We start from the raw sequence: 25900 nt of genomic DNA, 5'->3' as shown, positions 1-25900 counted from the left end.
GCCCGATGGCTCACCACCCGCGCTGGACAATGTCGCACGTTACCGAACTTTTTAATAAACCGCTGCTGGATCTGTTATTTGAGGCTCAGCAAATTCACCGCCAGCATTTCGATCCGCGTCAGGTGCAGGTCAGCACGCTGCTGTCGATTAAAACCGGGGCTTGCCCGGAAGATTGTAAGTATTGCCCGCAAAGCTCGCGCTACAAAACCGGGCTGGAAGCCGAGCGCCTGATGGAAGTGGAACAGGTGCTGGAGTCTGCGCGCAAAGCAAAACAGGCAGGCTCTACCCGCTTCTGCATGGGCGCGGCATGGAAAAATCCCCACGAGCGCGATATGCCGTATCTGGAGCAGATGGTGCAGGGGGTGAAAGCGATGGGGCTTGAAGCCTGTATGACTCTCGGTACGCTTGATGAAACGCAGGCGCAGCGTCTGGCGTCGGCGGGCCTTGATTACTATAACCATAACCTTGATACCTCGCCGGAATTCTACGGCAACATTATCACCACCCGCACCTACCAGGAGCGTCTGGATACGTTGGGTAAAGTCCGCGATGCTGGCATTAAAGTCTGTTCCGGCGGGATCGTCGGGCTGGGCGAAACGGTGAAAGATCGGGCCGGGTTGTTGCTGCAACTGGCGAATCTGCCGACGCCGCCGGAAAGCGTGCCGATAAATATGCTGGTGAAGGTCAAAGGCACGCCGCTGGCGGATAACGAAGACGTCGATGCGTTCGACTTTATTCGCACCATCGCGGTGGCGCGCATCATGATGCCAACCTCCTGGGTTCGCCTTTCCGCCGGGCGTGAGCAGATGAATGAGCAGACGCAGGCCATGTGCTTTATGGCGGGCGCAAACTCGATCTTCTATGGCTGTAAACTGCTGACTACCCCGAACCCGGAGGAAGATAAAGATCTCCAGTTGTTCCGCAAGCTGGGGCTGAACCCAGAGCAAACGCGGGTGCAGGAGGGGGATAACGAGCAGCAGGCGCGTCTGGAGGAGGTGCTGCGCACGCCGGATACCGACGCGTACTATAACGCGGCGGCGGTATGAGCTGGCAGCAGCGAATCGACAGCGCCTTAGCGCAGCGCCAGGCCGCCAGCGCACTGCGTCGTCGCCAGGCGGTGGCGCAGGGGGCCGGGCGCTGGCTGATGGCAGAGGGGCAACGGTATCTCAATTTCTCCAGCAATGACTATCTGGGCCTCAGCCAGCATCCGCAGGTGATCGCCGCCTGGCAGCAGGGCGCGGCGCAGTTTGGGGTTGGTAGCGGTGGCTCCGGACATGTCAGCGGTTACAGTTGTGCCCACCAGCAGTTTGAGGATCAACTGGCGCAGTGGCTGGGCTTTCCGCGCGCGCTTTTGTTTATTTCCGGTTTTGCCGCCAATCAGGCGGTGATTGCCGCGCTGGCGATGAAAGACGATCGCATCGTGGCTGACCGTCTGAGCCACGCCTCACTGCTGGAGGCCGCCAGCCTCAGCCCGGCGCAGCTACGGCGCTTTGCGCATAATGACGCCTCTGAGCTGCAACGCCTGCTGGCAAAGCCGGTCGGCGGACAACAACTGGTGGTTACGGAAGGCATTTTTAGCATGGACGGCGACAGCGCGCCGCTTGCCGACATCGGGCGCATCACGCGAGACGCTGGTGCATGGTTGATGGTTGATGATGCGCATGGCATCGGGGTGAGCGGCGATGAGGGGCGTGGCAGTTGCCACCAACAGCAGGTGCAGCCGGATCTGTTAATTGTGACCTTCGGTAAAGGTTTTGGTGTCAGCGGGGCCGCCGTGTTATGCAGTGAAACCGTCGCGGATTATCTGCTGCAATTTGCCCGTCATCTTATCTACAGTACTGCCATGCCTCCCGCGCAGGCCGTAGCATTACAGGCGGCGCTGGCGGTGATCCGCAGTGATGAAGGCCGTGCGCGGCGCGAAACGCTGGCCCGGCATATCGCTTTTTTTCGCGCCGGGGCCGCCGCGCTGGATGTCGCACTGACCGCGTCTTCCAGCGCCATTCAGCCGCTCATTGTCGGCGACAATGCCCGCGCCCTGCATATGGCAGGCGCATTACGTGAACAGGGATGTTGGGCAACGGCCATTCGTCCGCCCACCGTGGCGCAAGGCACCGCCCGCCTGCGTTTAACCTTAACGGCGGCACATACCACTGACGATATCGCCCGTTTACTGGAGGTGCTGGATGCCGCAAGTTGATAAACAGGCGGTTGCAGCCGCGTTCGGACGCGCCGCGTCGGTCTATTTACAGCATGACAGTCTGCAACGGCAAAGCGCTGCGGCATTATTGAGTAAACTGCCGGCACAGCCTGTGCCCCGAGTCCTGGATGCCGGATGCGGCCCCGGCGGCATGAGCCGCTACTGGCGTGAGCAGGGAAGCCTGGTGACTGCGCTGGACCTGTCAGCGCCGATGCTGGAAGAGGCGCAGCGCCAGGCGGCGGCGGATCACTATCTACTGGCCGACATTGAGGCGATTCCGCTGGCGGATGCGCAGTTCGATCTGGCCTGGAGTAATCTGGCCGTGCAGTGGTGTGACAACTTGCAGGTCGCTATTGCTGAGCTTTACCGGCTTGTCAGGCCGGGTGGCAGGGTGGCGTTCACCACGCTCATTGCCGGCTCGCTGCCCGAAGTTGCGCAGGCGTGGCAGGCTGTTGATGGACGTCCACATGTCAATCGCTTTATGCCCGTTGAGGCTGTACATGCGGCGTTGTCCGGCTGGCGTTATCGCCATTACCAGCCGTCGATTCGCCTGATGTTTCCCGACGCCCTCAGCGCCATGCGTTCGCTTAAAGGCACCGGTGCCACGCATTTGCATGAAGGACGCAATCATCGCCCGCTGACCCGCAGCCAGCTACGTCAGCTTCAACTGGCCTGGCCGCAGCAGCAGGGGCATTGTCCCCTGACGTATCATCTTTTTATTGGGATTATTGAACGTGATTAACCGTTTTTTTGTCACCGGAACCGACACTGAAGTCGGTAAAACCGTCGCCAGTTGTGCGCTGCTTCAGGCAGCCAGACGCCAGGGATTTGTGACAGCAGGCTATAAGCCGGTTGCGTCCGGCAGTGAAAGCACGGCTGAAGGGTTGCGTAATAGCGACGCGCTGGCGCTTCAGCGCAACAGCAGCCTGCTGCTCAATTATCACCAGGTGAATCCCTGTACTTTTGCCGAGCCGACCTCACCGCACATTGCCAGCGCCGATGAAGGGCGACCAATTGACGCAGCGGTACTGTCTGCGGGGTTGAGGGAGCTTGAAGCGCGGGCGGAGTGGGTGCTGGTGGAGGGAGCCGGAGGGTGGTTCACGCCGCTCTCCCCGACGCTAACTTTTGCCGACTGGGTTGGCACGGAACAACTGCCGGTGATCCTCGTGGTTGGGGTGAAACTAGGATGTATTAATCATGCCATGTTAACGGCGCAGGCAGTCCGGCAAGCGGGACTACCCCTGGCAGGCTGGATTGCGAATGACATTACGCCGCCGGGGCGTCGCCACCAGGAATATCTCGCCACTTTGCGGCGCGTCGTACCGGCACCGCTGTTAGGCGAGATCCCGTGGCTTGAACACGGGCCTGAAACTGCGGACCTCGGTCAGTATCTCGACCTTAGCGACCTGGCGCGGGTGTCATCCACTGTGTGAGCAACTGTTGATCGAGCTGATTAACCTGTCCCTGCGCGACGTTACGCCCCTGATGAAGCAGGAGAAAACGATCTGAAACGTGATGGATAAACGACAAATGCTGCTCCGCCAGCAGGATTGTCAGCCCCAGTTCGCGTTTCAGGCGCAGGATAATCTCCCCGAGCTTATGCAAAAATGCCTGGCCCGCGCCACGCGTTGGTTCATCCAGAATCAACAGGCGCGGGCCTGCAACCAGCGCGCTGGCCAGGGCCAGTTGATACTGCTGCTCATGTGAAAGCGTGGCGGCCTTTCGCTGGCGCAGGGCGCAAAGTTCGGGGAAAAAATCATATATACCGCGCTTCACCGCGCCGTCCCCGCTGGCGGCATGAGCAATATGCAGATTCTCCTCTACCGTCAGTTGCGAAAAGATCCGCCTTTCCTGCGGGACATAGCCCATTCCGAGCGCGGTACGGTGGGGGGCAGAGAGGGGGAGAAGATCGCACGGCGGTGCATCATCGCCATGCCAGAAAATGCTGCCGCTCTCAATGGGCAAAAAACCGGTGATGCAATGGATTAGGGTCGTTTTTCCCATCCCGGGCAGGCCAATAACGCTGGTGCATTTTCCCGGCTGAAGCTCCAGCGTAATATTCCACAGCGTATGCTGGTTTCCGTAAAACTGATTTACAGCGCGTAGACTCAACATGGATGACCTCTCAATTCAGCACCTGCGTTCGATTCTGTTGTATTGCAAAAGGCTTGCCAGCGGTTATGAAATCATCAAAAAAGGCACTTATTTCGGATAGCGCTGAGAATCAGGAGGAAAATAACGCACATCGACTCACACCCATGCCCTTTGTCGGTGCCAGAGCAGAAAAATAGTGGTGCAACAATCCCACCGTGGTGAGCGAATTGCCCAGCGCCCTTAAGCTAATAAAAGACAAAAAATAGTGGTAAATATTTTTTCTGATCGTCTTTTTCCGACTGGGCCTGTTTTTGCCAGAGAGCGGTGGCTAAGGGCTGGCGTCAGTTATCCACCATTCCTGTGGATAACCTTGTGTATTAGAGTTAGAAAAGGCGTGATAAACGAGAGAATACGCGGCTTGCGCCTGAATTGACGGCAAACGCATCTTTTATGTTAATATCTTATATTTCAACGTGTTAAATAAAAGCAAGCTCTGCAAGAAATCTGTCATCTACTGCCACAAATCCGTCATGACGTTACTTGACAAAGTTAAAAAACGCTTATTTTTGGGGATAACCGATTTCAGGTGGCAAATTTTCGTACTGGCACTACGCTTTTGCTACCGATTTCGCGCGCAACCAGCACTATTTTATCTGTACTGGTTTTTTATCCAGTGTTAGCTGTTGGCAAAATCATCAACGACGCGTAAAATTAAACACCTGCCCGTTTCCTCCTTTCAGGTAGCCATTAATGAGTAAAGCGTTCAAACTGAATTCCGCATTCCGTCCCTCTGGCGATCAGCCGGAGGCGATTCGTCGTCTTAAAGAAGGTCTTGAAGATGGCCTGGCCCATCAGACGCTTCTTGGCGTAACGGGGTCAGGGAAGACGTTTACCGTCGCCAACGTCATTGCCGATCTTCAGCGTCCGACAATGGTGCTGGCACCAAACAAAACGCTGGCAGCGCAGCTGTATGGCGAGATGAAAGAGTTTTTCCCGGATAACGCCGTCGAGTATTTCGTCTCGTATTACGACTACTATCAGCCGGAAGCCTATGTCCCCAGCTCGGACACCTTTATTGAGAAAGATGCCTCGGTCAATGAACATATTGAACAGATGCGCCTGTCGGCAACTAAAGCCCTGCTGGAGCGTCGGGATGTGGTAGTGGTGGCGTCCGTTTCTGCCATTTACGGTCTTGGCGATCCTGACTCGTACCTAAAAATGATGCTGCACCTGACTATCGGTATGATCATCAATCAGCGCGATATTCTGCGTCGCCTTGCCGAGTTGCAGTACGCCCGTAACGACCAGGCATTTCAGCGCGGTACCTTCCGCGTGCGCGGGGAGGTGATTGATATCTTCCCGGCGGAATCTGATGATGTGGCGCTGCGCGTGGAGCTGTTTGACGAAGAAGTCGAGCGTTTGTCGCTGTTCGACCCGCTGACCGGGCATATTGAGTCCACCATCCAGCGTTTCACCGTGTACCCGAAAACGCACTACGTGACGCCACGCGAACGCATTGTGCAGGCAATGGAAGACATTAAAGTCGAGCTGTCTGACCGTCGTAAAACGCTGCTGGCAAATAATAAGCTACTAGAAGAACAGCGCATCACCCAGCGTACTCAGTTCGATCTCGAAATGATGAACGAGCTGGGCTACTGCTCGGGCATTGAAAACTACTCGCGCTACCTTTCCGGGCGCGGGCCGGGCGAAGCGCCACCAACCCTGTTTGATTATTTACCTGCAGATGGGCTGCTGGTAGTTGATGAATCCCACGTCACTATTCCACAAATTGGCGGCATGTATCGCGGCGACCGGGCGCGTAAAGAAACCCTGGTCGAGTATGGTTTCCGCCTGCCTTCGGCGCTGGATAACCGCCCAATGAAGTTTGAAGAGTTTGAAGCGCTTGCGCCACAGACGATTTACGTCTCCGCAACGCCTGGCAAGTATGAGCTGGAAAAATCCGGTGATGAGGTTGTGGATCAGGTGGTCCGTCCGACCGGGCTGCTGGACCCCATTATTGAAGTGCGGCCGGTGGCGACACAGGTTGATGATTTGCTCTCAGAAATCCGCAAACGCGTGGCGATTAACGAACGCGTGCTGGTGACCACCCTCACTAAGCGTATGGCAGAAGATTTAACCGAATATCTTGACGAGCACGGTGAGCGGGTACGCTATCTCCACTCGGACATTGACACCGTCGAGCGCATGGAAATCATACGCGATCTGCGCCTCGGCGAGTTTGACGTGCTGGTGGGGATTAACCTGCTGCGTGAGGGGCTGGATATGCCGGAAGTGTCTCTGGTTGCTATCCTGGATGCAGACAAAGAGGGCTTCCTGCGTTCAGAACGCTCACTGATCCAGACCATCGGGCGTGCGGCCCGTAATATCAACGGTAAAGCTATCCTGTATGGCGACAAAATCACGCCGTCGATGGAAAAAGCCATCAGCGAAACCGAGCGCCGCCGCGAAAAACAGCAGCAATACAATGAAGAACACGGCATTGTGCCGCAGGGCCTGAATAAGAAAGTGGTCGACATTCTGGCGCTGGGTGAAAACATTGCGAAGACTAAAGCAAAAGGGCGTGGTAAAGCACGTCATCCGGTACAGGATGACGCAGAACTGGCTCTGACCCCGAAAGCACTGCAGCAGAAAATTCACGAGCTGGAAGCGAAAATGATGCAGCACGCCCGAGATCTGGAGTTCGAAGAAGCGGCACAGACGCGCGATCAGCTCCAGCAGTTACGTGACCTGTTTATCGCCGCCTCATAGTGCGCCCGTGCAGGGTGCAAATATAGCCGGGCATTGATTGCAGGCAGGATAAGCGCCATCCGGCGCTTCCTGTCACCGTAGCGACGCTGCTAAGCACGCAGCGGTCTGAATTTCACCCAGGCCCGCGCACCTGGCTGCGATCGCCGGTTGTGCAAAAAAAACTGCGCGTCGTGCAATTGCGCGATGCGCGTAACGATGCTCAATCCAAGGCCTATCCCGCCATACCGGCTGTCCATACGCACAAACGCCTTACTGAGCTCGCCGCCCTTAGCTTCGTCTATTCCCGGCCCTTCATCCTCGACGATCAATACCGGGTCGTCGGTGTTATCAATACTAATGGTAATCACTGAGCCCTCAGGGCTATAACGATAGGCGTTTTCGACCAGATTTCTGAGCAAAACACGCAACAGCGTCGCATCGCCTAATACCGCGACCTGACTTTCCACCGGCAACGTCAGGTACTGCTGGCGCTGCGAGAGCATAGTTTCAAGCTCCCCCTGAAGTGGCAAAAGCACATCCCGGTATAGATTCACCTGCTGATAGCTCCCCGCAGAGAAGGATTGCCCGACCCGCGCCAGTTGAAGAAGCTGAGCAATGCTGGTAGTCATCTGATCGAGGCGCTGCAGGAGTGGCTCCACGTTAGCCGTGCCGGCCCGGCCAATCAGCTCCAGATGCAGGCGCAGCCCGGCCAGCGGCGTACGCAGCTCATGGGCGACATCAGCGGTAAAAAGTCGCTCACGCTCAAGCGTAACCGTAAGCCGCTCGACCAGCTGATTGATAGCGAAGGTGACGGCTTCCACTTCGCTAACGGAGGCATTAATGGCAATGGGCTGAAGATTATCAGGCGTGCGGGTACCCAGCTCGCGCTGCAACTCAGCCAGCGGGCGGGTGATCTTTTTCACTGCATGGAAGCTAATGACCAGGGCCAGGCCGATAATCAACAAGCTGGGGACCAACAGGCTGGCGACCGCTTCGCGAACTTCGTGCTCAATATGTTTACTGTTGTTGTGATTATGAATGGCGCTCTCAACCAACAGCTGAATTTGCTCTTTACTTTCATGCCACAGCCAGAAAACGCTGAACACCTGGCACACAATGAGAATTGCGCCAATGGTCAGCAGCAACTGGCTGCGCATCGTGGTTTTTCGTCCGCTGAAGATCGCCATTATTTATCCGGACCCACCATCATATAGCCAAAGCCTCGTACCGTACGAATACGTGTTTTACCAATTTTATCGCGCAGGTTATGGATATGCACTTCCAACGTATTGGTTGAGGGCTCATTGTCCCAGTTATAAATATCATTATAGAGAATTTCACGATGCACCGGGCTTCCTGCTTTGAGCATCAATCTTGAGAGTAGCGCATACTCTTTTGGCGTGAGTTCAAGGAGCTGTCCATCCAGCCAGACCTGACGACGGGTTACGTTCAACGTCAGATTTTCAATGGTGATTTCGTTGTCGCCCTGGTTATGATGGCGGCGCAGCAGCGCGCGGATACGGGCATTCAATTCGTCAAGCGCGAAAGGCTTGATTAAATAGTCATCAGCGCCAGTATCCAGCCCGGCAATGCGATCGCCAACGGTATCACGGGCCGTGAGGATCAATACCGGCTGGGTGAATTTCTCCCGCCGCAGATTAGCCAGTAACTGTAAACCATCCTGATCCGGTAACCCCAGGTCCAGTACCACCAGACTGTAATGTGCGTTGGCCAGACAAATTCTGGCTTCACGGCCAGTCGACACGCCATCACAGACATATCCCTCGTTCTGCATGGCCAGTATTAACCCCTGCAACAGTAAAGCATCATCCTCAATAACTAATATTTTCACTTAGCGAGCTCCTCTGCACGACGATAAAATATCGTCTTTCCCTTGATAAACCTGTGTGTTGACGCCCACCAGACCCAGCATGGTAGAGAAAAGATTATCCTGTGAGTATGATTGAGTGTCGGCCTTTTTCTCCACACACGACTGACTAACGTGATAGCGTTTCTGATAATCCTCTGAGAGCCAAATCAGTAACGGGATTTGTTTTTGCATCTGTGGGGCTACCGACCATGGTAACCCGTGTAAATAGACCCCGTCTTCCCCCAGTGATTCACCGTGATCCGACAAATACACCAGGCTGGTAGTAAAGTTATCCTGCTTGCTCTGTAGCAGTTTGATCGCTTTATCGACAATATAATCCACATACAGAATCGTATTATCATAGGTATTCACCAGTTGTTGCTGACTGCAGGTCTGGATCTCATTTGTGTCGCAGGTTGGGGTAAACGTGCGAAATCGGGAAGGATAACGGTTAAAATACGTTGGGCCGTGGCTACCAATGGTATGCAGCACGATAACGCCATCGCCCTGAAGCGTATCAATGTAATGGTTGAGATCGTCAAATAACACCTCGTCATAACATTCGCCATCAATACACTGACCCGCCAGTTTCTTAGCGGTCATATCCTGGGTGGGTACCCGCTCACAGGCACCTTTACAGCCGCCATCATTTTCGTTCCAGAGCACCTTGATCCCCGCGCGCTGAATAACGTCCAGAAGTCCCTCCTGATGATGTGCCAGCTGGGCGTCGTAATGCTGGCGCGGCATACCTGAGAACATGCAGGGAACTGACACTGCTGTTGCCGTACCGCATGAGGTGGTTTGCGGGAAATAAATAACGTGGTCCTGCCGGAGGCGAGGATTGGTCTCGCGTGAGTAACCGCCGAGAGAAAAATTTGCCGCCCGTGAGGTTTCGCCCACAATCAGGATTGTCAGGTTTTTACGCGGCCCCTGATGCCTTCCCGGGTCTTGCTTTGCATCCTCGCCAATGCGTACCAGCGGTAAATTATCCATCCGGTTGTGAATATACCAGGACCAACTGGCCACGATACTGTTGGAAGGATTGAGTGATTTAACCAGCTGTTTATTATTGCGAAACAACGACGCATAATCTTTGTAAAATAGCAGGGCCACCAGCAGGATCGCCAGTATGGAAAGTGTGATGTTAACGGTACGCAGGAGCAGGCCGCGCGTCAGTGTGGCGGGGTAACGAATTTTCACCCACCACGCAAGCCCGGCCACCAGTACGCCGGAAAACAGTAACGATAATACCAGCCGCGATGAGAGCAGTGCGAAACTTTCCGCAGCGGTGGTATCAAGGACGTTATCGATCATCGAGCGATCCATTACGATCGCAAAATTAAGAATAAAATACTGCACCGCTGCGCCGAGCATGACAAAAATGCTTATCACCAGCCGATGCAGGCGCAGCAAAGATGCCACTGTCAGCAGGATATTCATCACTGCCAGCGCCACCACAGGCATAGAAATGAATACCAGCGCTGAGTGAAGAGAATTTACCGGCAGCAATCTGAACGCCTGGTGCCAGAACGCCAGATTCAGGCAAAGCGCGATGTAAAATGCAAAAAGTAGCAGAAAGGTCAGCAGACCGAGAGTTGGTCTGCGCAGATGAAACGCCCGCATGATGTGTTCTCGCCAGTAAAGAGAACGTCATGCTGGCAGAGAAGGTTTAAGCTAACCTTAAGATTGAACTAACGGCGAGCAGATTATCCAAGCGCCTGAACCGCTTGCTCCAGTGCCTTGCGTAACAAATGCCGATCGTGAAGGTAAGGAATATCGCTGGCTTCCAGCGGTTGCTGAATAACCAGCCGGTCTTCTATACCCTGAATATCGGTATCCGGACCAATGACCACGGCGTCAATAACCCGCTTACCAATCGCCCGCTCCATCAGCGCCAGTTTATCAACAACCTGTAACTCGGCGGCCGGGAGACTGACTTCACGGCCTAAATTGCCAATGTAAATCATCGGTGCCGGCGCGCGTCGCAGCGCCTGAGTAATATCGCCTAATAGCAGGATTGGCATCAGGCTGGTATAAAAACTGCCCGGTCCAATCAGGATAAGATCGGCCTCGGCAATGGCCTGCACGGCTTCACGGGTTGCCGGGACTTTGGGTGAGAGCAGCAGTTCTACGGGCGGCCGTTTTAACTGGTCAATGTTTACCTCACCATAAACTTCATGGCCTTCGTTGTCGATCGCCATCAAATCTACCGGCACTTCAGACATGGGGATCAGCAATGCGTCCACCTTGAGCAGATTACGAATTAAATTTATGGCCTCCAGAGGCCGCACGCTCAGGTGATCCAGCGCTTTTAACATCAAATTTCCCAGATTATGCCCGGAAAGTTCGCCATTACCGCCAAATCGGTACTCAAACATTGCCGACGCGACGCTGGGTTCTGTGATGAGCTGGTTGAGGCAATTACGCATATCTCCCCAGGCAATGCCGCCTTCCGCACGCCGGATGCGCCCGGTGGAACCGCCGTTATCGGTAGTGGTGACAATGCCGGTCAACCGTGAACCAACCGATGAGAGTGAAGACATAACTCGTCCCAGACCATGCCCGCCACCCAATGCCACTACTCTGTCCAGATCCGCAAACGTGCGATTACGCATAACTTTCCCTTATTTAATCATTCAGCGTAACAGTAGCCTAACTACCCCTAAAAGACGATGGGCTTGCGGCGTTAAACTGACGCATATCAATGCAAAAGCCTGAATTACGCGTATTGTGTAGTGAAATTGCACGAACGTGTCGCTATATACGTAATTATATAGCGTATTGCGAGTAGCGAAAACGCTTTTGACGCGCTACTATCGGCATAATCACTCTAGCCCCTGCGCCTAAGTCAAACGATATGGCGCTTCGGCCGTGGCATTTGCCACCAGGGTACAGAAAGAAATGACTGTGCCTCCCGAACTGGAAAGGTGTATATGGCTTCACAACTTACCGATGCGTTCGCCCGCAGGTTTTACTATCTGCGTTTGTCGATCACCGATGTGTGTAACTTTCGTTGCACCTACTGTCTGCCAGACGGCTATCGCCCGAGCGGTGTTTCCAATAAAGGTTTTCTGACCGTCGATGAAGTGCGGCGGGTTACCCGCGCTTTCAGTGCGCTTGGCACTGAAAAAGTCAGGCTTACCGGCGGCGAACCTACGCTGCGCCGCGATTTTACCGACATCATTGCCACCGTGCGTGAAAACCCGGCTATCCGCCAGATTGCAGTAACCACCAACGGCTATCGAATGGCGCGCGACGTTGCCAGCTGGCGCGACGCGGGCCTGACCAACATTAACGTCAGTCTCGACAGCCTCGACGCCCGCCAATTTCACGCGATCACCGGCCAGGATAAATTCCATCAGGTCATGGGCGGTATTGATGCTGCCTTTGACGCGGGTTTTTCGCGCGTTAAGGTCAATACCGTGTTAATGCGCGACGTCAATCATCATCAGCTTGATACCTTCCTGGCGTGGATCAAACCGCGCCGCATCCAGCTGCGTTTTATTGAGCTTATGGAAACGGGTGAGGGGAGCGAGCTGTTTCGTAAGCATCATATTTCCGGCATGGTACTGCGCGATGAGTTGCTAAAGCGCGGCTGGCTGCATCAGCTTCGCCAACGCAGTGACGGACCGGCGCAGGTTTTCTGCCATCCCGACTATGAAGGTGAAATCGGCCTTATCATGCCGTACGAGAAGGATTTTTGCGCCAGTTGCAACCGTCTGCGCGTCTCGTCAATCGGCAAGCTTCATTTATGCTTATTTGGTGAGGGAGGCGTCGAGTTACGAGATTTACTGGCAGATGACCATCAACAGGCGGCGCTGGAGTCGCGTATTGCAGCCGCGTTGACCCATAAAAAACAGACCCACTTCCTCCATCAGGGAAATACGGGCATTACTCAGAACCTTTCTTATATTGGCGGGTAAATCGCGAAGGAGATTTCTATGAGTCAGGTAAGCGCTGAATTTATTCCAACAAATATCGCCGTTCTTACGGTTTCCAGTCGCCGTGGCGAAGAAGACGATACCTCCGGTCATTACCTGCGTGATTCTGCCCACGAGGCGGGGCATCAGGTAATAGACAAAGCCATCGTTAAAGAAAACCGCTACGCTATTCGCGCGCAGGTTTCCGCCTGGATCGCACGTGATGATGTGCAGGTAGTGCTAATCAACGGTGGCACTGGTTTCACTGCAGGCGATCAGGCTCCGGAAGCGCTGCTGCCGCTGTTTGACCGTGAGATTGAAGGCTTTGGCGAAGTGTTTCGCATGCTTTCTTTTGAAGAGATCGGCACCGCAACGCTGCAATCTCGTGCGGTCGCCGGCATTGCCAATAATACGCTGATCTTTGCAATGCCTGGTTCCACCAGGGCTTGCCGTACGGCGTGGGAGAACATCATTGCTCCACAGCTGGATGCGCGTACTCGTCCCTGTAATTTTCATCCTCACCTGAAGAAATAATCATGTCACAACTGACCCATATCAACGCCGCCGGTGAAGCGCATATGGTGGATGTCTCCGCCAAAGCGGACACGGTGCGCGAAGCTCGCGCGGAGGCCTATGTCACCATGCGCCCGGAAACCCTGGCGATGATCGTCGAGGGTAGCCATCATAAAGGCGACGTGTTTGCTACGGCCCGCATCGCGGGTATTCAGGCGGCTAAGCGTACCTGGGAACTGATCCCGCTGTGTCATCCGTTGATGCTGAGCAAAGTCGAGGTTCAGCTTGCGGCTGAAACCGAACATCATCGCGTGCGTATCGAAACGCGTTGTCGTCTGAGCGGCAAAACCGGTGTAGAAATGGAGGCGCTGACGGCGGCCTCGGTGGCGGCGCTGACCATTTACGATATGTGTAAAGCGGTGCAGAAAGATATGGTGATTGGCCCGGTACGCCTGTTGGCGAAAAGCGGCGGCAAATCGGGTGATTTTACGGTGGATTCGCATGATTAACGTTCTTTTTTTCGCTCAGGTGCGTGAACTGGTCAGCACCGATCGTCTGGCGCTGGAGGCTGAGTTTGCGACGGTCGAGGCGCTGCGTCAGCATCTTGCCGCCCGGGGCGATCGCTGGGCGCTGGCGCTGGAGGCGGGCAAACTGCTGGCTGCGGTTAACCAGGCGCTGGTGGCCTTTGACCAGCCGCTTGCCGACGGTGATGAAGTGGCATTTTTCCCGCCAGTAACAGGAGGCTGACATGGAAACCCGTATTTGTGTTGGACATGCTCCGTTTCGCGTGGGTGATGAATATCCGTGGCTGGCTGAGCGCGATGAAGACGGCGCGGTAGTCACCTTTACCGGCAAAGTGCGCAATCACAACCTCGGCGACAGCGTAAAAGCGCTGACCCTTGAGCACTATCCCGGCATGACTGAAAAAGCGCTGGCGGAAATCGTCGCCGACGCGCGTGCACGCTGGCCGTTAGGCCGCGTTACCGTTATCCACCGAATTGGCGAACTGTGGCCGGGGGAAGAAATCGTCTTTGTTGGCGTCACCAGCGCGCATCGCAGCAGCGCCTTTGAAGCCGGGGAATTTATTATGGACTATCTGAAACCCCGCGCGCCGTTCTGGAAGCGCGAAGCCACGCCGGAAGGTGAACGTTGGGTGGAAGCACGCGACAGCGATAAGCAGGCGGCGCAACGCTGGTAAGGCGACTTTCGTAAGATGTAGTAATCTTACAGCAAGTATTCACTTATAAGGAGTTACTCATGGATAGATATCCGCGTTCAGATTCAATAGTGCAGCAGTCCCGCAGCGGCCTGCAAACCTATATGGCGCAGGTCTATGGCTGGATGACCTGCGGCCTGTTACTCACTGCCTTTGTGGCCTGGTATTCAGCCAATACGCCTGCGGTTCTGATGTTTGTTTTCTCCAGCCAAATTACCTTCTTTGGTTTGATCATTGCGCAACTGGCGCTGGTTTTTGTGCTCTCCGGCCTGGTGCACAAGTTGAGCGCTGGGATGGCGACCACGCTGTTCATGCTCTACTCGGCATTAACCGGCCTGACGCTCTCAAGCATTTTTGTGGTGTATACCTATTCATCGATCGCCAGCACCTTTGTGGTAACGGCGGGGATGTTTGGCGTCATGAGTCTTTACGGTTACACCACGAAGCGCGATCTCAGCGGACTGGGTAATATGCTGTTTATGGGGCTTATCGGTATTATTCTCGCCTCGCTGGTCAACTTCTGGCTGAAAAGCGACGCGCTGATGTGGGCGGTGACGTATATTGGCGTGGTGATATTCGTTGGCCTAACGGCGTATGACACGCAGAAGCTGAAAAACATTGGTGAGCAAATTGATACCCGGGATAGCAGCATGCTGCGTAAATATTCTATCCTCGGCGCGCTGACGTTGTATCTCGACTTTATCAACCTGTTCCTGATGCTGCTGCGCATTTTCGGCAACCGCCGTTAAACTGATTGCTGGCATTTTTGACGTAACTGCCGGGTGGCGCTACGCTTACCCGGCCTACAAAATTAACGATATCAACAGGTTGTGCTTAACGTATGCCCGTGCAAGCGTAGCGCCGCCGGACAGGTTGAGACCACCGCTTCTTACGATTTCGCCATTGCCCGTTCGTTTTTTGCTCTCAGCTTCTTCGCCCGGCTTTCCAGCACCAGATAGCACACCAGCGCCAGCAGCAGTGGGGCGATATAATAGAGCATTCGGTAGGCCAGCAGGGCAGCAATAATGGTACCTTGAGAGGTGTGTTCGCCCGCCAGCAGCGCGATAAACACCGCTTCCAGTACGCCGATCCCCGCCGGAATATGCACGATAACGCCGGCGATACTGCTGACCAGCAGCACGCCGAGAACAAAGAAGTAATTCACATCCTGTCCCAGCAGCAGCCAGATAATCAGCCCCATCACCATCCAGTTAATACTGGAAATCACCATCTGGGCGATGGCAAATTTCCACGATGGCAGTACCAGCTTCTGGCCCTTAATAGTGATATGACGGCGTTTTGCGAACGCACAACCCCACATATAAACGGCAACCAGCAGCAACAGCACGATGCCGACAATCCGCAGCGTACCTTCATCGATATACCAGTGAGAAGGAAGCTGCACCACGCCGAAAGTAAAGATCAAGCCACCCAGCAGGATATAGCCCAGCCAGTTAGTGGTAATGCTGAGTGAGAAAATCCGCGTGATGGTGCTGCTCGGCAGGCCGAGCCGTGAATAGAGACGGTAACGCATCCCAATGCCACCGACCCAGGTACTTAACGTTAAATTAAAGGCATAACAAATAAACGACACCAGCATGACCTGACGTTTTGCCAGCTTATGCCCACAATAAGCCCGGCCCAGCAGATCATAAAAGCCATACATAACATAGCTGACCACCACCAGCGCCACCGCACTTAGCAGCGCCAGGCGGTTATAGTCGCGGATGACGTTCCAGACATCTTCCCAGTTGACCTTTTTGGCATACACCACCAGCAGGACCGCAACGGCAATAAAAAACAGCCAGGTAAGAATTTTTTTCGCCAGCCGCCAGCGAGGATGAGATTTAGCCATCAGGATTTCACTCCGGAGTTTTCGGTATCAACGCGGTCCTGCGTTTCAAGTTCCGGCTGTACGGGCGGATCGACCTCGGCCAGCAGCGGAGTATGTGCCGGAAGCCAGCCCACCAGCGCCGGGAAATGGCGCAGGAAGTGGAACACCACCAAGCTTTTACCCAGATTCCACCAGGTGCGCCTTGGCATCATGGTTTCATCCACCAGCTTGCAGTCCTTGCTGATAATCGCGTCCAGGTTCTCCCGCAGCGTCTGGTTAAACTGCCGGTCGTGAATGATCAGATTGGCTTCAAGGTTGAGCGACAGGCTGAGCGGGTCCAGGTTGCTGGAGCCGACCGTCGCCCAGTGATCGTCCATCAGCGCCACTTTACCGTGTAGTGGGCGACGGCAATACTCGTAAACATCAACGCCGCCTTTGATCAGATAGTTATACAGCAAACGTGCGCCCACTTTGACGATCGGCATGTCCGGTTCGCCCTGAACAATCAGCTTCACCTTCACGCCACGGCGGGCGGCGTTTCGCATGGCATGCAGCAGACGATAACCGGGAAAGAAGTAAGCGTTGGCAATAATCACTTCTTTGCGGGCATTGGCCAGCATTTTCAGATAGTGACGTTCAATATCATCGCGGTGCTCTTCATTGTCGCGCCAGACAAACAGTGCCTGCGCTTCTCCCGGCGTGCGGTTTTCCACCGCCCGGTGCCGACGTCGCCACCAGCGACGAACTGAGGCGTTACCGGGCAGGTTTTCGACTTCAAACTGCAAAATGTCCAGCACCACAGGGCCTTCGATACGAATAGCATAGTCCTGCTTGGCCTGCGGACCGTAGCTGGACATATGCTCATCTGAGTAGTTAATGCCACCAACAAAGGCAACGTCAGTATCGATAACCACTATCTTACGGTGCATGCGGCGAAAGACGTTAGTACGCATCCCCATTGTCCGCGGACGCGGATCATAATAACGAAATATCACGCCAGCAGATGTCAGTTCATTGACAAAAGCATCGCTGAGATCGGGGGAGCCATAACCGTCCAGCAGCACATCTATTTTCACACCGCGTCGCGCCGCACGCAGCAGAACGGCGTGCAGTTGCTTACCCACTTCATCTTCAAACCAGATGAAGCTCTCGAGAATAACCCGGCTTTTGGCCTCATCAATGGCGGCATGTACCGCCGGATAAAACTGGTCGCCGTTCTCCAGTAACTGGATGCGGTTTCCCTCTCGCCAGTCACATTTCATAAGTGTATCTCCGCACTCAGAGGGGCATGATCGGAAAGATGCCGCCAGTGACGCAGTAAAAGCGCCGAAGGACTGCTGGCATGCGCGTTCTTTACGTAGATCCGATCAAGTCGTAATAAAGGAAAACTCACAGGAAATGTGCGCGCAGGCCGACCTTTAGCGCGAGTAAAAATTTCTTCCAGACCCGCCCTGGATTTCAGGGGATAATTGGCCTTTTGCCGCCAGTCGTTGAAATCGCCTGCCACTACCACCGGTTCGCCGTCGGGGAAACTGTTCACCCAGTCTGCCAGCATTGTCAGCTGTGCCTGCCGGTGGGCTTCCCGCAGTCCCAGGTGCACACAAATAACATGAATCGGATAGTCCACATCCGGTGGGGTGATTCGGCAATACAGCAGTCCGCGCTTTTCGCTGCCGTCAACCGAGACATCACGATTCTCGTAATGCGCAATCGGGTAGCGCGACAATACTGCATTACCGTGGTGACCTTCCGGGTAAACGGCATTACGACCATAGGCAAAATCGCTCCACATGGTATCAGCCAGAAATTCATAATGTGTGGTATCCGGCCAGTTTTCCACATGCAGAGGGTGCACTTCATGCGCGCCCATCACTTCCTGAAGACAAACAATATCTGCACCTACGGTGCGTACCGCATCACGGAGTTCAGGCAAAATAAAACGTCGGTTAAATGCGGTGAATCCTTTGTGTGTATTAATCGTCAGTATTTTTAATGAAAAATGTCGCGCGTGTTGGGTCATAGTTCTCCTGCCAGCGTCACTGTCCTGTTTAAAATAGTGTAGTAGGCGTCACAAAAAGATGCGTTGTTACGGAATTTTCCGTAAAGTTCGGTACTCTGAGATATCAGTTAAAAATTCTTCAGGAGAAATGCCATGAAGTGGCAACAACGTGTTCGTGTCGCAACGGGTCTTAGTTGCTGGCAGATTGTGTTGCATTTGCTGATTGTGGCGCTATTGGTCATGGGCTGGATGAGCGGGGCGCTGGTGCGCGTCGGGCTGGGTTTATGCGTTGTTTATAGCGTGACAGTTGTACTGATGCTGGCACTCCAGCGCCACCATGAAAGACGCTGGCGCGATGTTGCCGACGTGCTGGAAGAACTGACTACCACCTGGTATTTTGGTACTGCCCTGATTGTACTGTGGTTGATCTCACGCGTGGTGCACAATAATTTGCTGCTGGCGCTGATTGGGCTGGCGATCCTTGCTGGCCCTGCGGTTGTCTCACTTCTGGCAAAAGATAAAAAATTAAGCAATCTTACGGCGAAACATCATATACGCCACTGATCCTGTGCTGGCCGCTATTACCAGTAGCGGCCACAGACTTCCCCAGACAATCTCCAGACTCGCATCCTTCAGATAGATCTGTTTGGTAATATCGGTAAAGTGGCGGATCGGATTCACCCACGTCAGATTCTGTAACCACACCGGCATGTTTTCGACAGGCGATACATAGCCTGAGAGCAGAATGGCGGGCATCATAAAGACGAACACGCCGATAAATGCCTGCTGCTGTGTTGAGCACAGCGACGAAATCAGCAGCCCAAAGCCGACCAGCGATAAACCGTAAATCAGCATCGTAAAGTAAAACAGTCCCAGCGAGCCGGCGAAGGGAATATGGTAAGCCCAGATGCCAACGGCCAGCACCACCGAGGCCTGAAACGTAGCCACGACCAGCGCCGGGACCGCTTTTCCGACAAAAATCTGCCAGGTGGCCAGCGGCGATACCAGAAGCTGATCCAGCGTTCCCTGTTCACGTTCACGGGCGACCGAAAGCGAGGTGACAATCATTACCCCGATGGTGGTGATCATCGCTATCAGCGACGGCACGATAAACCATTTGTAATCCAGATTCGGGTTATACCAGTTGCGCACCACCAGTTCGCTGTTATTAGGTTTCGGCTGATTTTCGGTCAGTTCCAGCTGGTAGTTTTTCACGATCTGCTGAAGATAGTTTGCGGCGATTTGCGCGCTGTTAGAGTTGCGTCCGTCGAGGATCAGCTGCATTGGCGCAGGTTGCAGGGCGTCAAGATTACGCGAAAAATCCGCCGGGAAACGTACCAGCAGCAGCGCTTTTTGCGTATCGAGCGTTGGCTGGATTTCCTGTGAGCTTCGTAATAGCACGACATGGGTAAATGCCTTTGCACGGGCAAAGCGCTGGGTTAATTCAATGGCATGTTTACCGTTATCTTCGTTATAAATGGCGATAGTCGCGTTGCTGACCTCAAGCGTGGCGGCGAACGGAAACAGAAACACCTGAATCAGCACCGGCAGGATCAGGATGGCACGCGTTTGCGGTTCGCGCAGCAGCGACTGGAGTTCTTTGCGAATTAACGTCCATAAGCGATAAAACATACCTTTTCTCCTGTTAACACCCTCACCCCAGCCCTCTCCCTGAGGGAGAGGGAGCCGTCCGCCAGGGTGGCGACATAGTCGCCTCACTGTTACCGTACAAAGCGATGCCAGTACCGCAGCCTGGTAAGCGCAGCGCCACCGGGCAAAGCGATGCCCGTACTGTAGGCCTGGTAAGCGCAGCGCCACCGGGCAAAGCGGTGCCCGTACTGTAGGCCTGGTAAGCGCAGCGCCACAGGGCAAAGCGATGCCCGTACTGTAGGCCTGGTAAGCGCAGCGCCACCGGGCAAAGCGATGCCCGTACCGTAGGCCTGGTAAGCGCAGCGCCACCGGGCAAAGCGATGCCCGTACTGTAGGCCTGGTAAGCGCAGCGCCACCGGGCAAAATAATGCCAGCGCTAATCCAGACGCCGTCTGGTTTTCATCCATGTCAGCCCAATAAACATTACCGCCGAGGCGATCAAAAACAGTACGTTTACCACCAGCACCGTGGGAATATTGCCCGCCAGAAACAGGCTTTGCAGGGTGCTGACGAAATAGCGTGCCGGAATAACGTACGTCACCACCCGGATAGCCGCTGGCATACTTTCAATCTGGAAAATAAAACCGGACAGCATGATTGACGGCAAAAACGCCGCGTTAAGCGCTACCTGGGCGGCGTTAAACTGATTGCGGGTGATGGTAGAAATCAGCAAGCCCATGCCAAGCGTGCTGAGTAAAAACAGACTAGTGGTGAGAAACAGTATCAGTAGGGAGCCGCGATACGGTACGCCAAGAATAAAGACCGATACCAGCATACACAAAAGCATCGCCAGCATGCCGAGAAAATAGTAGGGGATAAGTTTACACAGTAGCAGCTCGCTGCGCGTCACTTCGGTGGACAGCAGTGCCTCCATCGTCCCACGTTCCCATTCCCGCGCCACCACCAGTGAGGTCAGGATCGCGCCAATCACGGTCATAATGATGGTTACCGCGCCTGGAATGATAAAGTGCTGGCTAATGGCCGCCGGGTTGAACCAGTAGCGGGTCTGCACGTCGATCAGCGGCTCGAAGGTTTCGCCGCGATCCTCAGCTCGCTGCATTTGCCAGATCTGCCAGATCCCTTCCACGTAACCCTGCACAAAATTCGCGGTATTTGGCTCGCTGCCGTCGGTGATCACCTGAATCGGGGCATCGTCGCCGTCGCGGGCCATCTTGCGGGCGAAATCAATGGGGATCACCACCATGCCGCGAATGCGCCCGGCCTGCATCATTTCCACCAGTTGCTGACGGCTGTCGCTGATAGTGGCATCAATGTACGGGGAACCGGTCATGGCGTGGGTAAAATCCAGCGCCTCCTGACTATGCTCTTCCAGCAAGATGCCGACCCGCAGCCTGCTGGAGTCGAGATTGATTCCGTAGCCAAAGATGAACAGCAGCAGCAGGGGGATCAGCACCGCAATCAGCCAACTGCTGGGATCGCGGACGATTTGCCGCGTCTCTTTGATGCACAGGGCGCGGACCCGGCGAAAGGAGAGGGTGCTAGTGCTCATGAGCATGCTCCTGATCCCAGTTATTGATAAGCGTGATAAACGCCTGCTCCATCGTCGGATCGTTTTGTTTATCATCAGCGGCCTGCGCTTTCAGATCGTCCGGCGTGCCGTGGGCAATCAGTTTTCCGCGATACACCAGGCCGATGCGATCGCAATATTCGGCTTCATCCATAAAGTGTGTCGTCACCATCACCGTCACCCCTTTCTCCACCATGCTATTAATGTGCAGCCAGAATTCGCGGCGGGTGAGTGGATCAACGCCGGAGGTCGGCTCATCCAGAAACAGAATATCCGGTTCGTGCATTAACGAGCAGGCCAGCGCCAGCCGTTGCTTAAAGCCCAGCGGCAGGGCATCAGTGGCGTGATTGGCGATATCTTTCAGACCAAATGCCTCACTCATACGGGAGATTTTTTCATTCTGTGTCCGACCCCGTAGCCCATACACGCCGGAAAAAAAGCGCAGATTTTGTTCAACCGTCAGATTCCCGTAGAGTGAAAATTTCTGCGCCATATAGCCCAGATGCTGGCGCGCTTTGCCGGAGCTGACTTTCAAATCCATATCCAGTACCAGCGCCTTGCCTGACGTCGGCACCAGCAGGCCGCACATCATTTTGAAGGTGGTGGATTTTCCTGCGCCGTTTGGCCCCAGCAAACCAAAAATCTCCCCGCGGCGGACGCTAAAATTGACATGATCAGTGGCAGCGAAGTCGCCAAATTTTTTTGTAAGTTGCTGCGCTTCAATCACCGTTTCGCCCGGCGTACCTTCTACCTTATGCAGAATGGCTCCCAGCGGCGACTCTGACGCGCCCGCACCGCCGAGAAGATCGATAAATGCATCTTCAAACCGCGGTGCGGTTTTGGTTATTTCTATTTCTGGCATCCCCCTGGCGCGACGGATATCCTCCGCCACTGCGTCTTTTTTGAGGATCAGCCGTACCGATTTCCCCTGAATCATGCCGTCGCTGACCTGCGGCAATTTCAGCGTTCGCTGAAGAAGCTGGCGGTTATTTTCTTGTGGGCTGTGCAGCAAAAAACTGCGTCCGCTGATAGTCCGGGTCAGTGCCTTTGGCTCGCCCTGATAAAGCAACTGGCCCTCATTCATTAACAGGACATCGCGACACTGCTCCGCTTCATCCAGATAGGAGGTGCTCCAGAGGATTAACATGCCGTCGCCCGCCAGTTCGTGCACCATCTGCCACAGTTCACGACGGGAAATGGGATCGACGCCGACCCCCGGCTCATCCAGCAACAGCACTTTGGGCTCGCCAACCAGGGTGCAGGCCAGCCCCAGTTTTTGTTTCATACCCCCGGACAGTTTCCCCGCCAACCGTGCGGTAAAGGGGCCCAGAGAGGTAAATTGCAGCAGGCGATCGAAGGTTTTTTTACGTACGTCGCCGGTAACGCTGCGCAGATCGGCATACAGCGACAGATTCTCCATCACCGTCAGATCTTCATACAGCCCAAACTTTTGCGGCATATAACCTAACACTGCATGTAATGCGTTATTCTCTGTTACCGGGTCATAACCTATAACTCTGGCACTGCCAGCATCGGGCTTGAGCAGCCCCGCCAGCATCCGCATTAGCGTCGTTTTGCCTGCGCCATCAGGGCCAACCAGCCCGGTGACATAACCCGCGCGAATGGTGCAATCCAGCGGGGCGACGGCGGGTTTATCCATTCCGGCAAAGCGTTTTTCCAGCCCGTCAAGAGCGATCAGCGCTTCGGTCATTGGTCGAATCTCAACGTCACCGGCATCCCCTGACGCAGGGCATCATCGGCGTCAGTGACGATAATGCGCATCCGGTAAACCAGGTCGGTGCGTAGATCCGGGGTCTCCACGGTTTTCGGCGTAAACTCGGCGGTGGGAGAAATAAACCCAATCTTGCCGTGATAAGGCTTATCCGGGCGGCCGTCGGTATAAAGCAGGATGTCACGTCCCGGCTGTGCCTCATGTAAATGGCGTTCATCGACCCAGGCGCGGACCCATACCGGACGAGTAAGCGAAAGGGTGAGTACCGTACTGCCCGCGTTTAACATACTGCCCGGCTCCACGGCGCGGGTCAGAAGCGTACCGCCGGAAGGGGCGAGAAGAGTGGTATCCTGCAAATCCAGTCGGGCCTGCGCCAGTTGCGCCTGGGCCTGTTCAAGGCTGGCTTTTGCCTGAGCGATTTCCTGCGGACGGTTACCGGCGCGGAACTGACTGAGCTTGTCCTGGGCGGATTTCAGGCTGGCCTGCGCCTGATCGCGTGAGGAGCGGGCGTTTTCCAGATCGTTAGCCGAGATGGTTCGGCTTTTCCACAACCCTTGCTGGCGCTGATAAAAGTTTTGCGCATACTGATACGCGGCCTGCGCCTGATTTACCGCAGCGCTGGCCTGGGCAATCTCTTCCGCCCGATAGCCTGCCATCGCCAAATCGTATTTGGCCTGTGCGGTAGACACGTTAGCGTTGGCCTGCATCAGCGCATTTTGATATGGCGCGCGATCCAATTCGCCCAGCACCTGACCCGCCTTAATTGAATCGCCTTCATCCACCGTCAGGCTGGCCAGCCTGCCACCTACCCGAAAGCTCATATTTACCGTGCGGATATCGACATTGCCATATAAGGTCAGCGGTTGATTCTGCCGGCTGTGATACCACATCCAGCCGCCGCCGATGGCAGCCAGCACAATGACGCCAATCAGCACAATAACGACGGGTTTTTTCATGACGTCAGGCTCCTTTCGATAATCCCTGCAGAATAAAATCGATATGACTGGTGATAGTCTTGAAAACCAGCCCCGCTTTCTCTTCATCAAACTGTGACCAGCCGGTCCGCTGTAAGATTGTTTCCCGCACCAGTCGGAAAGCCAGGATTTCGCCCAGCAGCGCATGAGTATGCAAAATCGTGCGCGTATCCGTGGCATCAAGACCGGTATACGCGGCGATAAGCCGGGTCATATGGGTATGCATTGGGGCGATCACCCGATCGTGAATTAGCCGGTAGCCTGCCGTCGGGGAAAGCTGTTCACGGGAGATGAATTTACTCAGGTTGACGGTGTCATCGTGGGTTAGCAGAGCGATCATATTTTCGCAGGCGTTGAGGATAAGCCCGCGAATCGCTGCTTTATCCACTACCGGTTGCGCCAGCAGGTGTTCTGCCACAAGGGTGTGCGGCTGAAATTGCTCGCTGATAAAGTCGGCAATCCACTGCGCGCAGGCAAGATACAGATCTTCTTTAGATCCAAAATAATAAGGAATAGCCGCAATATTTTGCCCCGCCAGAGCGGCGATGTCGCGGGTGGTGGCGTTCAGCCCGTACTCGCCAAACTGCGCCAGCGCGGCATGTATCAACTGCGCTTTTGCCTGTTCGCCTTTGGTGGTTATAGGGGGTAAAGTCATTGCACAGTCCAAAATTAATCAATCGATTGATTAATAATAAGGTCGTTTTTTGAACTTGTCCAATTGGCGGAGTATTTTAGTGAGGGGAGGCCCCTTAAAGCAGAGGGCATATAATGCACAACCAACGCAGAAGGCTCACAGTGATACTTTGTGGTAAATTATGCAGAATTATCATTATTTGAGGACCTGACGTGGCAGATTATGATGCATTTCCCGAACAACGGTTGGCTCTGATCCAGCAAATGTTAACCGACACGGGGCGCGTAATAGGTGTTGACCTGGCGCAAAAATTGGGGGTTTCCGAGCATACGATTCGCCGGGATCTTCAGGAGCTTGCCCGGCGAGGAATCTGCAAAAAAGTGTATGGTGGTGCCGTCAGCCAGATCAAGCAGTCCGCGCTTTTTGAAGTACGGGCGGCGCAAAATACCGTTGAAAAATCGACTCTCGCCAGACGGTGCGCGCAATTTATTGCGGCTGATAGCTGTATTTTTCTGGATGCCGGATCAACGTATCTGGCGATGGTCGAATTTATTCCCGCCGATCTGACACTGACCATCGTGACCAATTCACCGCAAATCGCAACCGCGCTTAGTAGCCGCAGTAACGGCGAGGTGATTTTGCTCGGTGGGAAAATTAATCCGCTCACGGGCAGTACGCTCAGTGCAGATACGGTGAAGCAAATTCAGGGAATGATCTTCGATCAGACATTTATTGGTGTTTGCGGACTGGACCCGCAGGCGGGGCTTAGCGCCGTATACTATGAAGATGCCTGCTTTAAAAAAGAGGTGCTGAGCCAGAGCAGTGAAGTTATAGCGGCGGCTACAGCAGATAAAATGCCGCAGGTCGCCCGCTATAAAGTTGCTTCCTGCGAAGATATCGACATTGTCGTCGTTAACGCCGGGACCAATATCGCGGATTTCAGCCATGTAAATATGCGTATTGAGATTGCGGAATAGCGTTTTTTCTCACG

Annotated in this window: 26 protein-coding genes and 1 riboswitch; of the genes, 13 read left to right on the top strand and 13 right to left on the bottom strand. The window is 54.5% G+C overall.

Annotation, left to right across the window (positions count from 1 at the left end):
• Positions 1–5: 5 nt before the first annotated feature.
• From bioB to bioD, 4 genes are read left to right on the top strand one after another with little or no spacing between them, the layout of a single operon-like run.
• On the top strand, positions 6–1046 hold the full coding sequence (gene bioB / locus CHU32_RS09500) for a biotin synthase BioB (protein ID WP_103675544.1): 1041 nt from the start codon (positions 6–8) through the stop codon (positions 1044–1046).
• Positions 1043–2197: an 8-amino-7-oxononanoate synthase gene (bioF, locus tag CHU32_RS09495; protein WP_103675543.1), complete on the top strand. Its 1155-nt coding sequence runs from the start codon at positions 1043–1045 to the stop codon at positions 2195–2197. Before bioB ends, bioF begins: the two co-directional genes overlap by 4 nt.
• Complete coding sequence (bioC, locus tag CHU32_RS09490; RefSeq protein WP_103750832.1) at positions 2184–2939, top strand: malonyl-ACP O-methyltransferase BioC; 756 nt, start codon at positions 2184–2186, stop codon at positions 2937–2939. The genes bioF and bioC overlap by 14 nt, the downstream gene beginning before the upstream one ends.
• On the top strand, positions 2932–3630 hold the full coding sequence (gene bioD, locus CHU32_RS09485; protein WP_103675581.1) for a dethiobiotin synthase: 699 nt from the start codon (positions 2932–2934) through the stop codon (positions 3628–3630). Before bioC ends, bioD begins: the two co-directional genes overlap by 8 nt.
• On the opposite strand, the gene CHU32_RS09480 is transcribed toward bioD, so the two are convergent.
• Complete coding sequence (locus CHU32_RS09480) at positions 3596–4312, bottom strand: ABC transporter ATP-binding protein (RefSeq protein ID WP_103675541.1); 717 nt, start codon at positions 4310–4312, stop codon at positions 3596–3598. The genes bioD and CHU32_RS09480 overlap by 35 nt on opposite strands.
• Positions 4313–5041: 729 nt before the next feature.
• On the opposite strand from CHU32_RS09480, the gene uvrB reads away from it, so the two are divergent.
• Positions 5042–7060 (top strand): excinuclease ABC subunit UvrB, encoded by a 2019-nt coding sequence (gene uvrB / locus CHU32_RS09475; RefSeq protein ID WP_103675540.1) that lies wholly within the window; start codon positions 5042–5044, stop codon positions 7058–7060.
• An 89-nt stretch (positions 7061–7149) separates the two neighbouring features.
• On the opposite strand, the gene pmrB is transcribed toward uvrB, so the two are convergent.
• The 4 genes from pmrB to yvcK form a co-directional block, all read right to left on the bottom strand.
• Entirely contained in the window at positions 7150–8226 is a 1077-nt protein-coding gene (gene pmrB / locus CHU32_RS09470; protein ID WP_103675539.1) for a two-component system sensor histidine kinase PmrB, read from the bottom strand.
• Complete coding sequence (gene pmrA, locus CHU32_RS09465) at positions 8226–8891, bottom strand: two-component system response regulator PmrA (protein WP_103675538.1); 666 nt, start codon at positions 8889–8891, stop codon at positions 8226–8228. Before pmrA ends, pmrB begins: the two co-directional genes overlap by 1 nt.
• Positions 8892–10532, bottom strand: a complete 1641-nt coding sequence (eptA, locus tag CHU32_RS09460; protein WP_103675537.1) for a phosphoethanolamine transferase EptA — start codon at positions 10530–10532, stop codon at positions 8892–8894.
• An 83-nt stretch (positions 10533–10615) separates the two neighbouring features.
• Complete coding sequence (gene yvcK, locus CHU32_RS09455) at positions 10616–11524, bottom strand: uridine diphosphate-N-acetylglucosamine-binding protein YvcK (RefSeq protein WP_103675536.1); 909 nt, start codon at positions 11522–11524, stop codon at positions 10616–10618.
• Between the two features lie 199 nt (positions 11525–11723).
• Positions 11724–11855, top strand: a riboswitch (molybdenum cofactor riboswitch).
• Here yvcK and moaA point away from each other — a divergent pair.
• From moaA to CHU32_RS09425, 6 genes are all read left to right on the top strand, one after another.
• Positions 11843–12832, top strand: coding sequence for a GTP 3',8-cyclase MoaA (moaA, locus tag CHU32_RS09450; protein ID WP_103750831.1), 990 nt, complete (start codon positions 11843–11845; stop codon positions 12830–12832). (Overlaps the previous riboswitch by 13 nt.)
• Positions 12833–12850: 18 nt before the next feature.
• Complete coding sequence (gene moaB, locus CHU32_RS09445) at positions 12851–13363, top strand: molybdenum cofactor biosynthesis protein B (RefSeq protein ID WP_103675534.1); 513 nt, start codon at positions 12851–12853, stop codon at positions 13361–13363.
• A 2-nt stretch (positions 13364–13365) separates the two neighbouring features.
• Entirely contained in the window at positions 13366–13851 is a 486-nt protein-coding gene (gene moaC, locus CHU32_RS09440) for a cyclic pyranopterin monophosphate synthase MoaC (RefSeq protein ID WP_103675533.1), read from the top strand.
• The gene (moaD, locus tag CHU32_RS09435; protein WP_103675532.1) at positions 13844–14089 is read left to right on the top strand and encodes a molybdopterin synthase sulfur carrier subunit; all 246 of its coding nucleotides are present in this window, start codon (positions 13844–13846) and stop codon (positions 14087–14089) included. Before moaC ends, moaD begins: the two co-directional genes overlap by 8 nt.
• A 1-nt stretch (position 14090) precedes the next feature.
• Positions 14091–14540 carry a molybdopterin synthase catalytic subunit MoaE gene (moaE, locus tag CHU32_RS09430; RefSeq protein ID WP_103750830.1) on the top strand — a complete coding sequence of 150 codons (450 nt, stop codon included), beginning with the start codon at positions 14091–14093 and terminating at the stop codon, positions 14538–14540.
• A gap of 59 nt (positions 14541–14599) precedes the next feature.
• Complete coding sequence (locus CHU32_RS09425; protein ID WP_103675530.1) at positions 14600–15307, top strand: Bax inhibitor-1/YccA family protein; 708 nt, start codon at positions 14600–14602, stop codon at positions 15305–15307.
• Positions 15308–15447: 140 nt separating this feature from the next.
• Here CHU32_RS09425 and CHU32_RS09420 read toward each other — a convergent pair whose 3' ends face one another.
• Genes CHU32_RS09420 through CHU32_RS09410 form a run of 3 tightly spaced genes read right to left on the bottom strand, consistent with a single transcriptional unit; the run spans position 15448 to position 18412 of the window.
• On the bottom strand, positions 15448–16413 hold the full coding sequence (locus tag CHU32_RS09420; protein ID WP_103675529.1) for a lysylphosphatidylglycerol synthase domain-containing protein: 966 nt from the start codon (positions 16411–16413) through the stop codon (positions 15448–15450).
• Positions 16413–17654 carry a cardiolipin synthase ClsB gene (clsB, locus tag CHU32_RS09415; protein WP_103675528.1) on the bottom strand — a complete coding sequence of 414 codons (1242 nt, stop codon included), beginning with the start codon at positions 17652–17654 and terminating at the stop codon, positions 16413–16415. The genes CHU32_RS09420 and clsB overlap by 1 nt, the downstream gene beginning before the upstream one ends.
• Positions 17651–18412, bottom strand: a complete 762-nt coding sequence (locus CHU32_RS09410; protein WP_103675527.1) for an endonuclease/exonuclease/phosphatase family protein — start codon at positions 18410–18412, stop codon at positions 17651–17653. Before CHU32_RS09410 ends, clsB begins: the two co-directional genes overlap by 4 nt.
• Before the next feature lie 132 nt (positions 18413–18544).
• Between CHU32_RS09410 and CHU32_RS09405 the strand changes: the two genes are divergently transcribed.
• The gene (locus CHU32_RS09405) at positions 18545–18955 is read left to right on the top strand and encodes a YbhQ family protein (RefSeq protein WP_103675526.1); all 411 of its coding nucleotides are present in this window, start codon (positions 18545–18547) and stop codon (positions 18953–18955) included.
• Here CHU32_RS09405 and CHU32_RS09400 read toward each other — a convergent pair.
• The 5 genes from CHU32_RS09400 to cecR form a co-directional block, all read right to left on the bottom strand.
• The gene (locus CHU32_RS09400; protein WP_103675525.1) at positions 18917–20023 is read right to left on the bottom strand and encodes an ABC transporter permease; all 1107 of its coding nucleotides are present in this window, start codon (positions 20021–20023) and stop codon (positions 18917–18919) included. The two genes, CHU32_RS09405 and CHU32_RS09400, sit on opposite strands and share 39 nt — an antisense overlap.
• A 394-nt stretch (positions 20024–20417) precedes the next feature.
• Entirely contained in the window at positions 20418–21551 is a 1134-nt protein-coding gene (locus CHU32_RS09390; protein WP_103675523.1) for an ABC transporter permease, read from the bottom strand.
• A complete protein-coding gene (locus CHU32_RS09385) occupies positions 21541–23280 on the bottom strand; it encodes an ATP-binding cassette domain-containing protein (protein ID WP_103675522.1) in 1740 nt (579 codons plus the stop codon). The genes CHU32_RS09390 and CHU32_RS09385 overlap by 11 nt, the downstream gene beginning before the upstream one ends.
• Positions 23277–24257, bottom strand: a complete 981-nt coding sequence (hlyD, locus tag CHU32_RS09380) for a secretion protein HlyD (protein ID WP_103675521.1) — start codon at positions 24255–24257, stop codon at positions 23277–23279. The genes CHU32_RS09385 and hlyD overlap by 4 nt, the downstream gene beginning before the upstream one ends.
• 4 nt (positions 24258–24261) lie before the next feature.
• Positions 24262–24930, bottom strand: a complete 669-nt coding sequence (gene cecR, locus CHU32_RS09375) for a transcriptional regulator CecR (protein ID WP_103675520.1) — start codon at positions 24928–24930, stop codon at positions 24262–24264.
• Positions 24931–25121: 191 nt separating this feature from the next.
• Here cecR and CHU32_RS09370 point away from each other — a divergent pair, with 191 nt between their 5' ends.
• On the top strand, positions 25122–25886 hold the full coding sequence (locus CHU32_RS09370) for a DeoR/GlpR family DNA-binding transcription regulator (RefSeq protein ID WP_103675519.1): 765 nt from the start codon (positions 25122–25124) through the stop codon (positions 25884–25886).
• Positions 25887–25900 lie beyond the last annotated feature (14 nt).

Origin of the sequence: Superficieibacter electus (genome assembly GCF_002915575.1) — a bacterium.
In the GTDB taxonomy this organism is placed as follows: domain Bacteria; phylum Pseudomonadota; class Gammaproteobacteria; order Enterobacterales; family Enterobacteriaceae; genus Superficieibacter; species Superficieibacter electus.
This window is presented reverse-complemented; position numbering and strand designations above follow the sequence as displayed.

Coding starts and splice junctions, on each gene's coding strand:
- eptA (WP_103675537.1), bottom strand. CDS start 10,532: ATGCGGGCGTTTCATCTGCGCAGACCAACTCTCGGTCTGCTGACCTTT.
- bioC (WP_103750832.1), top strand. CDS start 2,184: ATGCCGCAAGTTGATAAACAGGCGGTTGCAGCCGCGTTCGGACGCGCC.
- moaE (WP_103750830.1), top strand. CDS start 14,091: ATGGAAACCCGTATTTGTGTTGGACATGCTCCGTTTCGCGTGGGTGAT.
- moaD (WP_103675532.1), top strand. CDS start 13,844: ATGATTAACGTTCTTTTTTTCGCTCAGGTGCGTGAACTGGTCAGCACC.
- CHU32_RS09405 (WP_103675526.1), top strand. CDS start 18,545: ATGAAGTGGCAACAACGTGTTCGTGTCGCAACGGGTCTTAGTTGCTGG.
- uvrB (WP_103675540.1), top strand. CDS start 5,042: ATGAGTAAAGCGTTCAAACTGAATTCCGCATTCCGTCCCTCTGGCGAT.
- moaB (WP_103675534.1), top strand. CDS start 12,851: ATGAGTCAGGTAAGCGCTGAATTTATTCCAACAAATATCGCCGTTCTT.
- clsB (WP_103675528.1), bottom strand. CDS start 17,654: ATGAAATGTGACTGGCGAGAGGGAAACCGCATCCAGTTACTGGAGAAC.
- CHU32_RS09385 (WP_103675522.1), bottom strand. CDS start 23,280: ATGACCGAAGCGCTGATCGCTCTTGACGGGCTGGAAAAACGCTTTGCC.
- pmrB (WP_103675539.1), bottom strand. CDS start 8,226: ATGGCGATCTTCAGCGGACGAAAAACCACGATGCGCAGCCAGTTGCTG.
- moaC (WP_103675533.1), top strand. CDS start 13,366: ATGTCACAACTGACCCATATCAACGCCGCCGGTGAAGCGCATATGGTG.
- CHU32_RS09390 (WP_103675523.1), bottom strand. CDS start 21,551: ATGAGCACTAGCACCCTCTCCTTTCGCCGGGTCCGCGCCCTGTGCATC.
- CHU32_RS09425 (WP_103675530.1), top strand. CDS start 14,600: ATGGATAGATATCCGCGTTCAGATTCAATAGTGCAGCAGTCCCGCAGC.
- moaA (WP_103750831.1), top strand. CDS start 11,843: ATGGCTTCACAACTTACCGATGCGTTCGCCCGCAGGTTTTACTATCTG.
- CHU32_RS09480 (WP_103675541.1), bottom strand. CDS start 4,312: ATGTTGAGTCTACGCGCTGTAAATCAGTTTTACGGAAACCAGCATACG.
- cecR (WP_103675520.1), bottom strand. CDS start 24,930: ATGACTTTACCCCCTATAACCACCAAAGGCGAACAGGCAAAAGCGCAG.
- CHU32_RS09410 (WP_103675527.1), bottom strand. CDS start 18,412: ATGACCCAACACGCGCGACATTTTTCATTAAAAATACTGACGATTAAT.
- bioB (WP_103675544.1), top strand. CDS start 6: ATGGCTCACCACCCGCGCTGGACAATGTCGCACGTTACCGAACTTTTT.
- bioF (WP_103675543.1), top strand. CDS start 1,043: ATGAGCTGGCAGCAGCGAATCGACAGCGCCTTAGCGCAGCGCCAGGCC.
- CHU32_RS09420 (WP_103675529.1), bottom strand. CDS start 16,413: ATGGCTAAATCTCATCCTCGCTGGCGGCTGGCGAAAAAAATTCTTACC.
- yvcK (WP_103675536.1), bottom strand. CDS start 11,524: ATGCGTAATCGCACGTTTGCGGATCTGGACAGAGTAGTGGCATTGGGT.
- hlyD (WP_103675521.1), bottom strand. CDS start 24,257: ATGAAAAAACCCGTCGTTATTGTGCTGATTGGCGTCATTGTGCTGGCT.
- CHU32_RS09400 (WP_103675525.1), bottom strand. CDS start 20,023: ATGTTTTATCGCTTATGGACGTTAATTCGCAAAGAACTCCAGTCGCTG.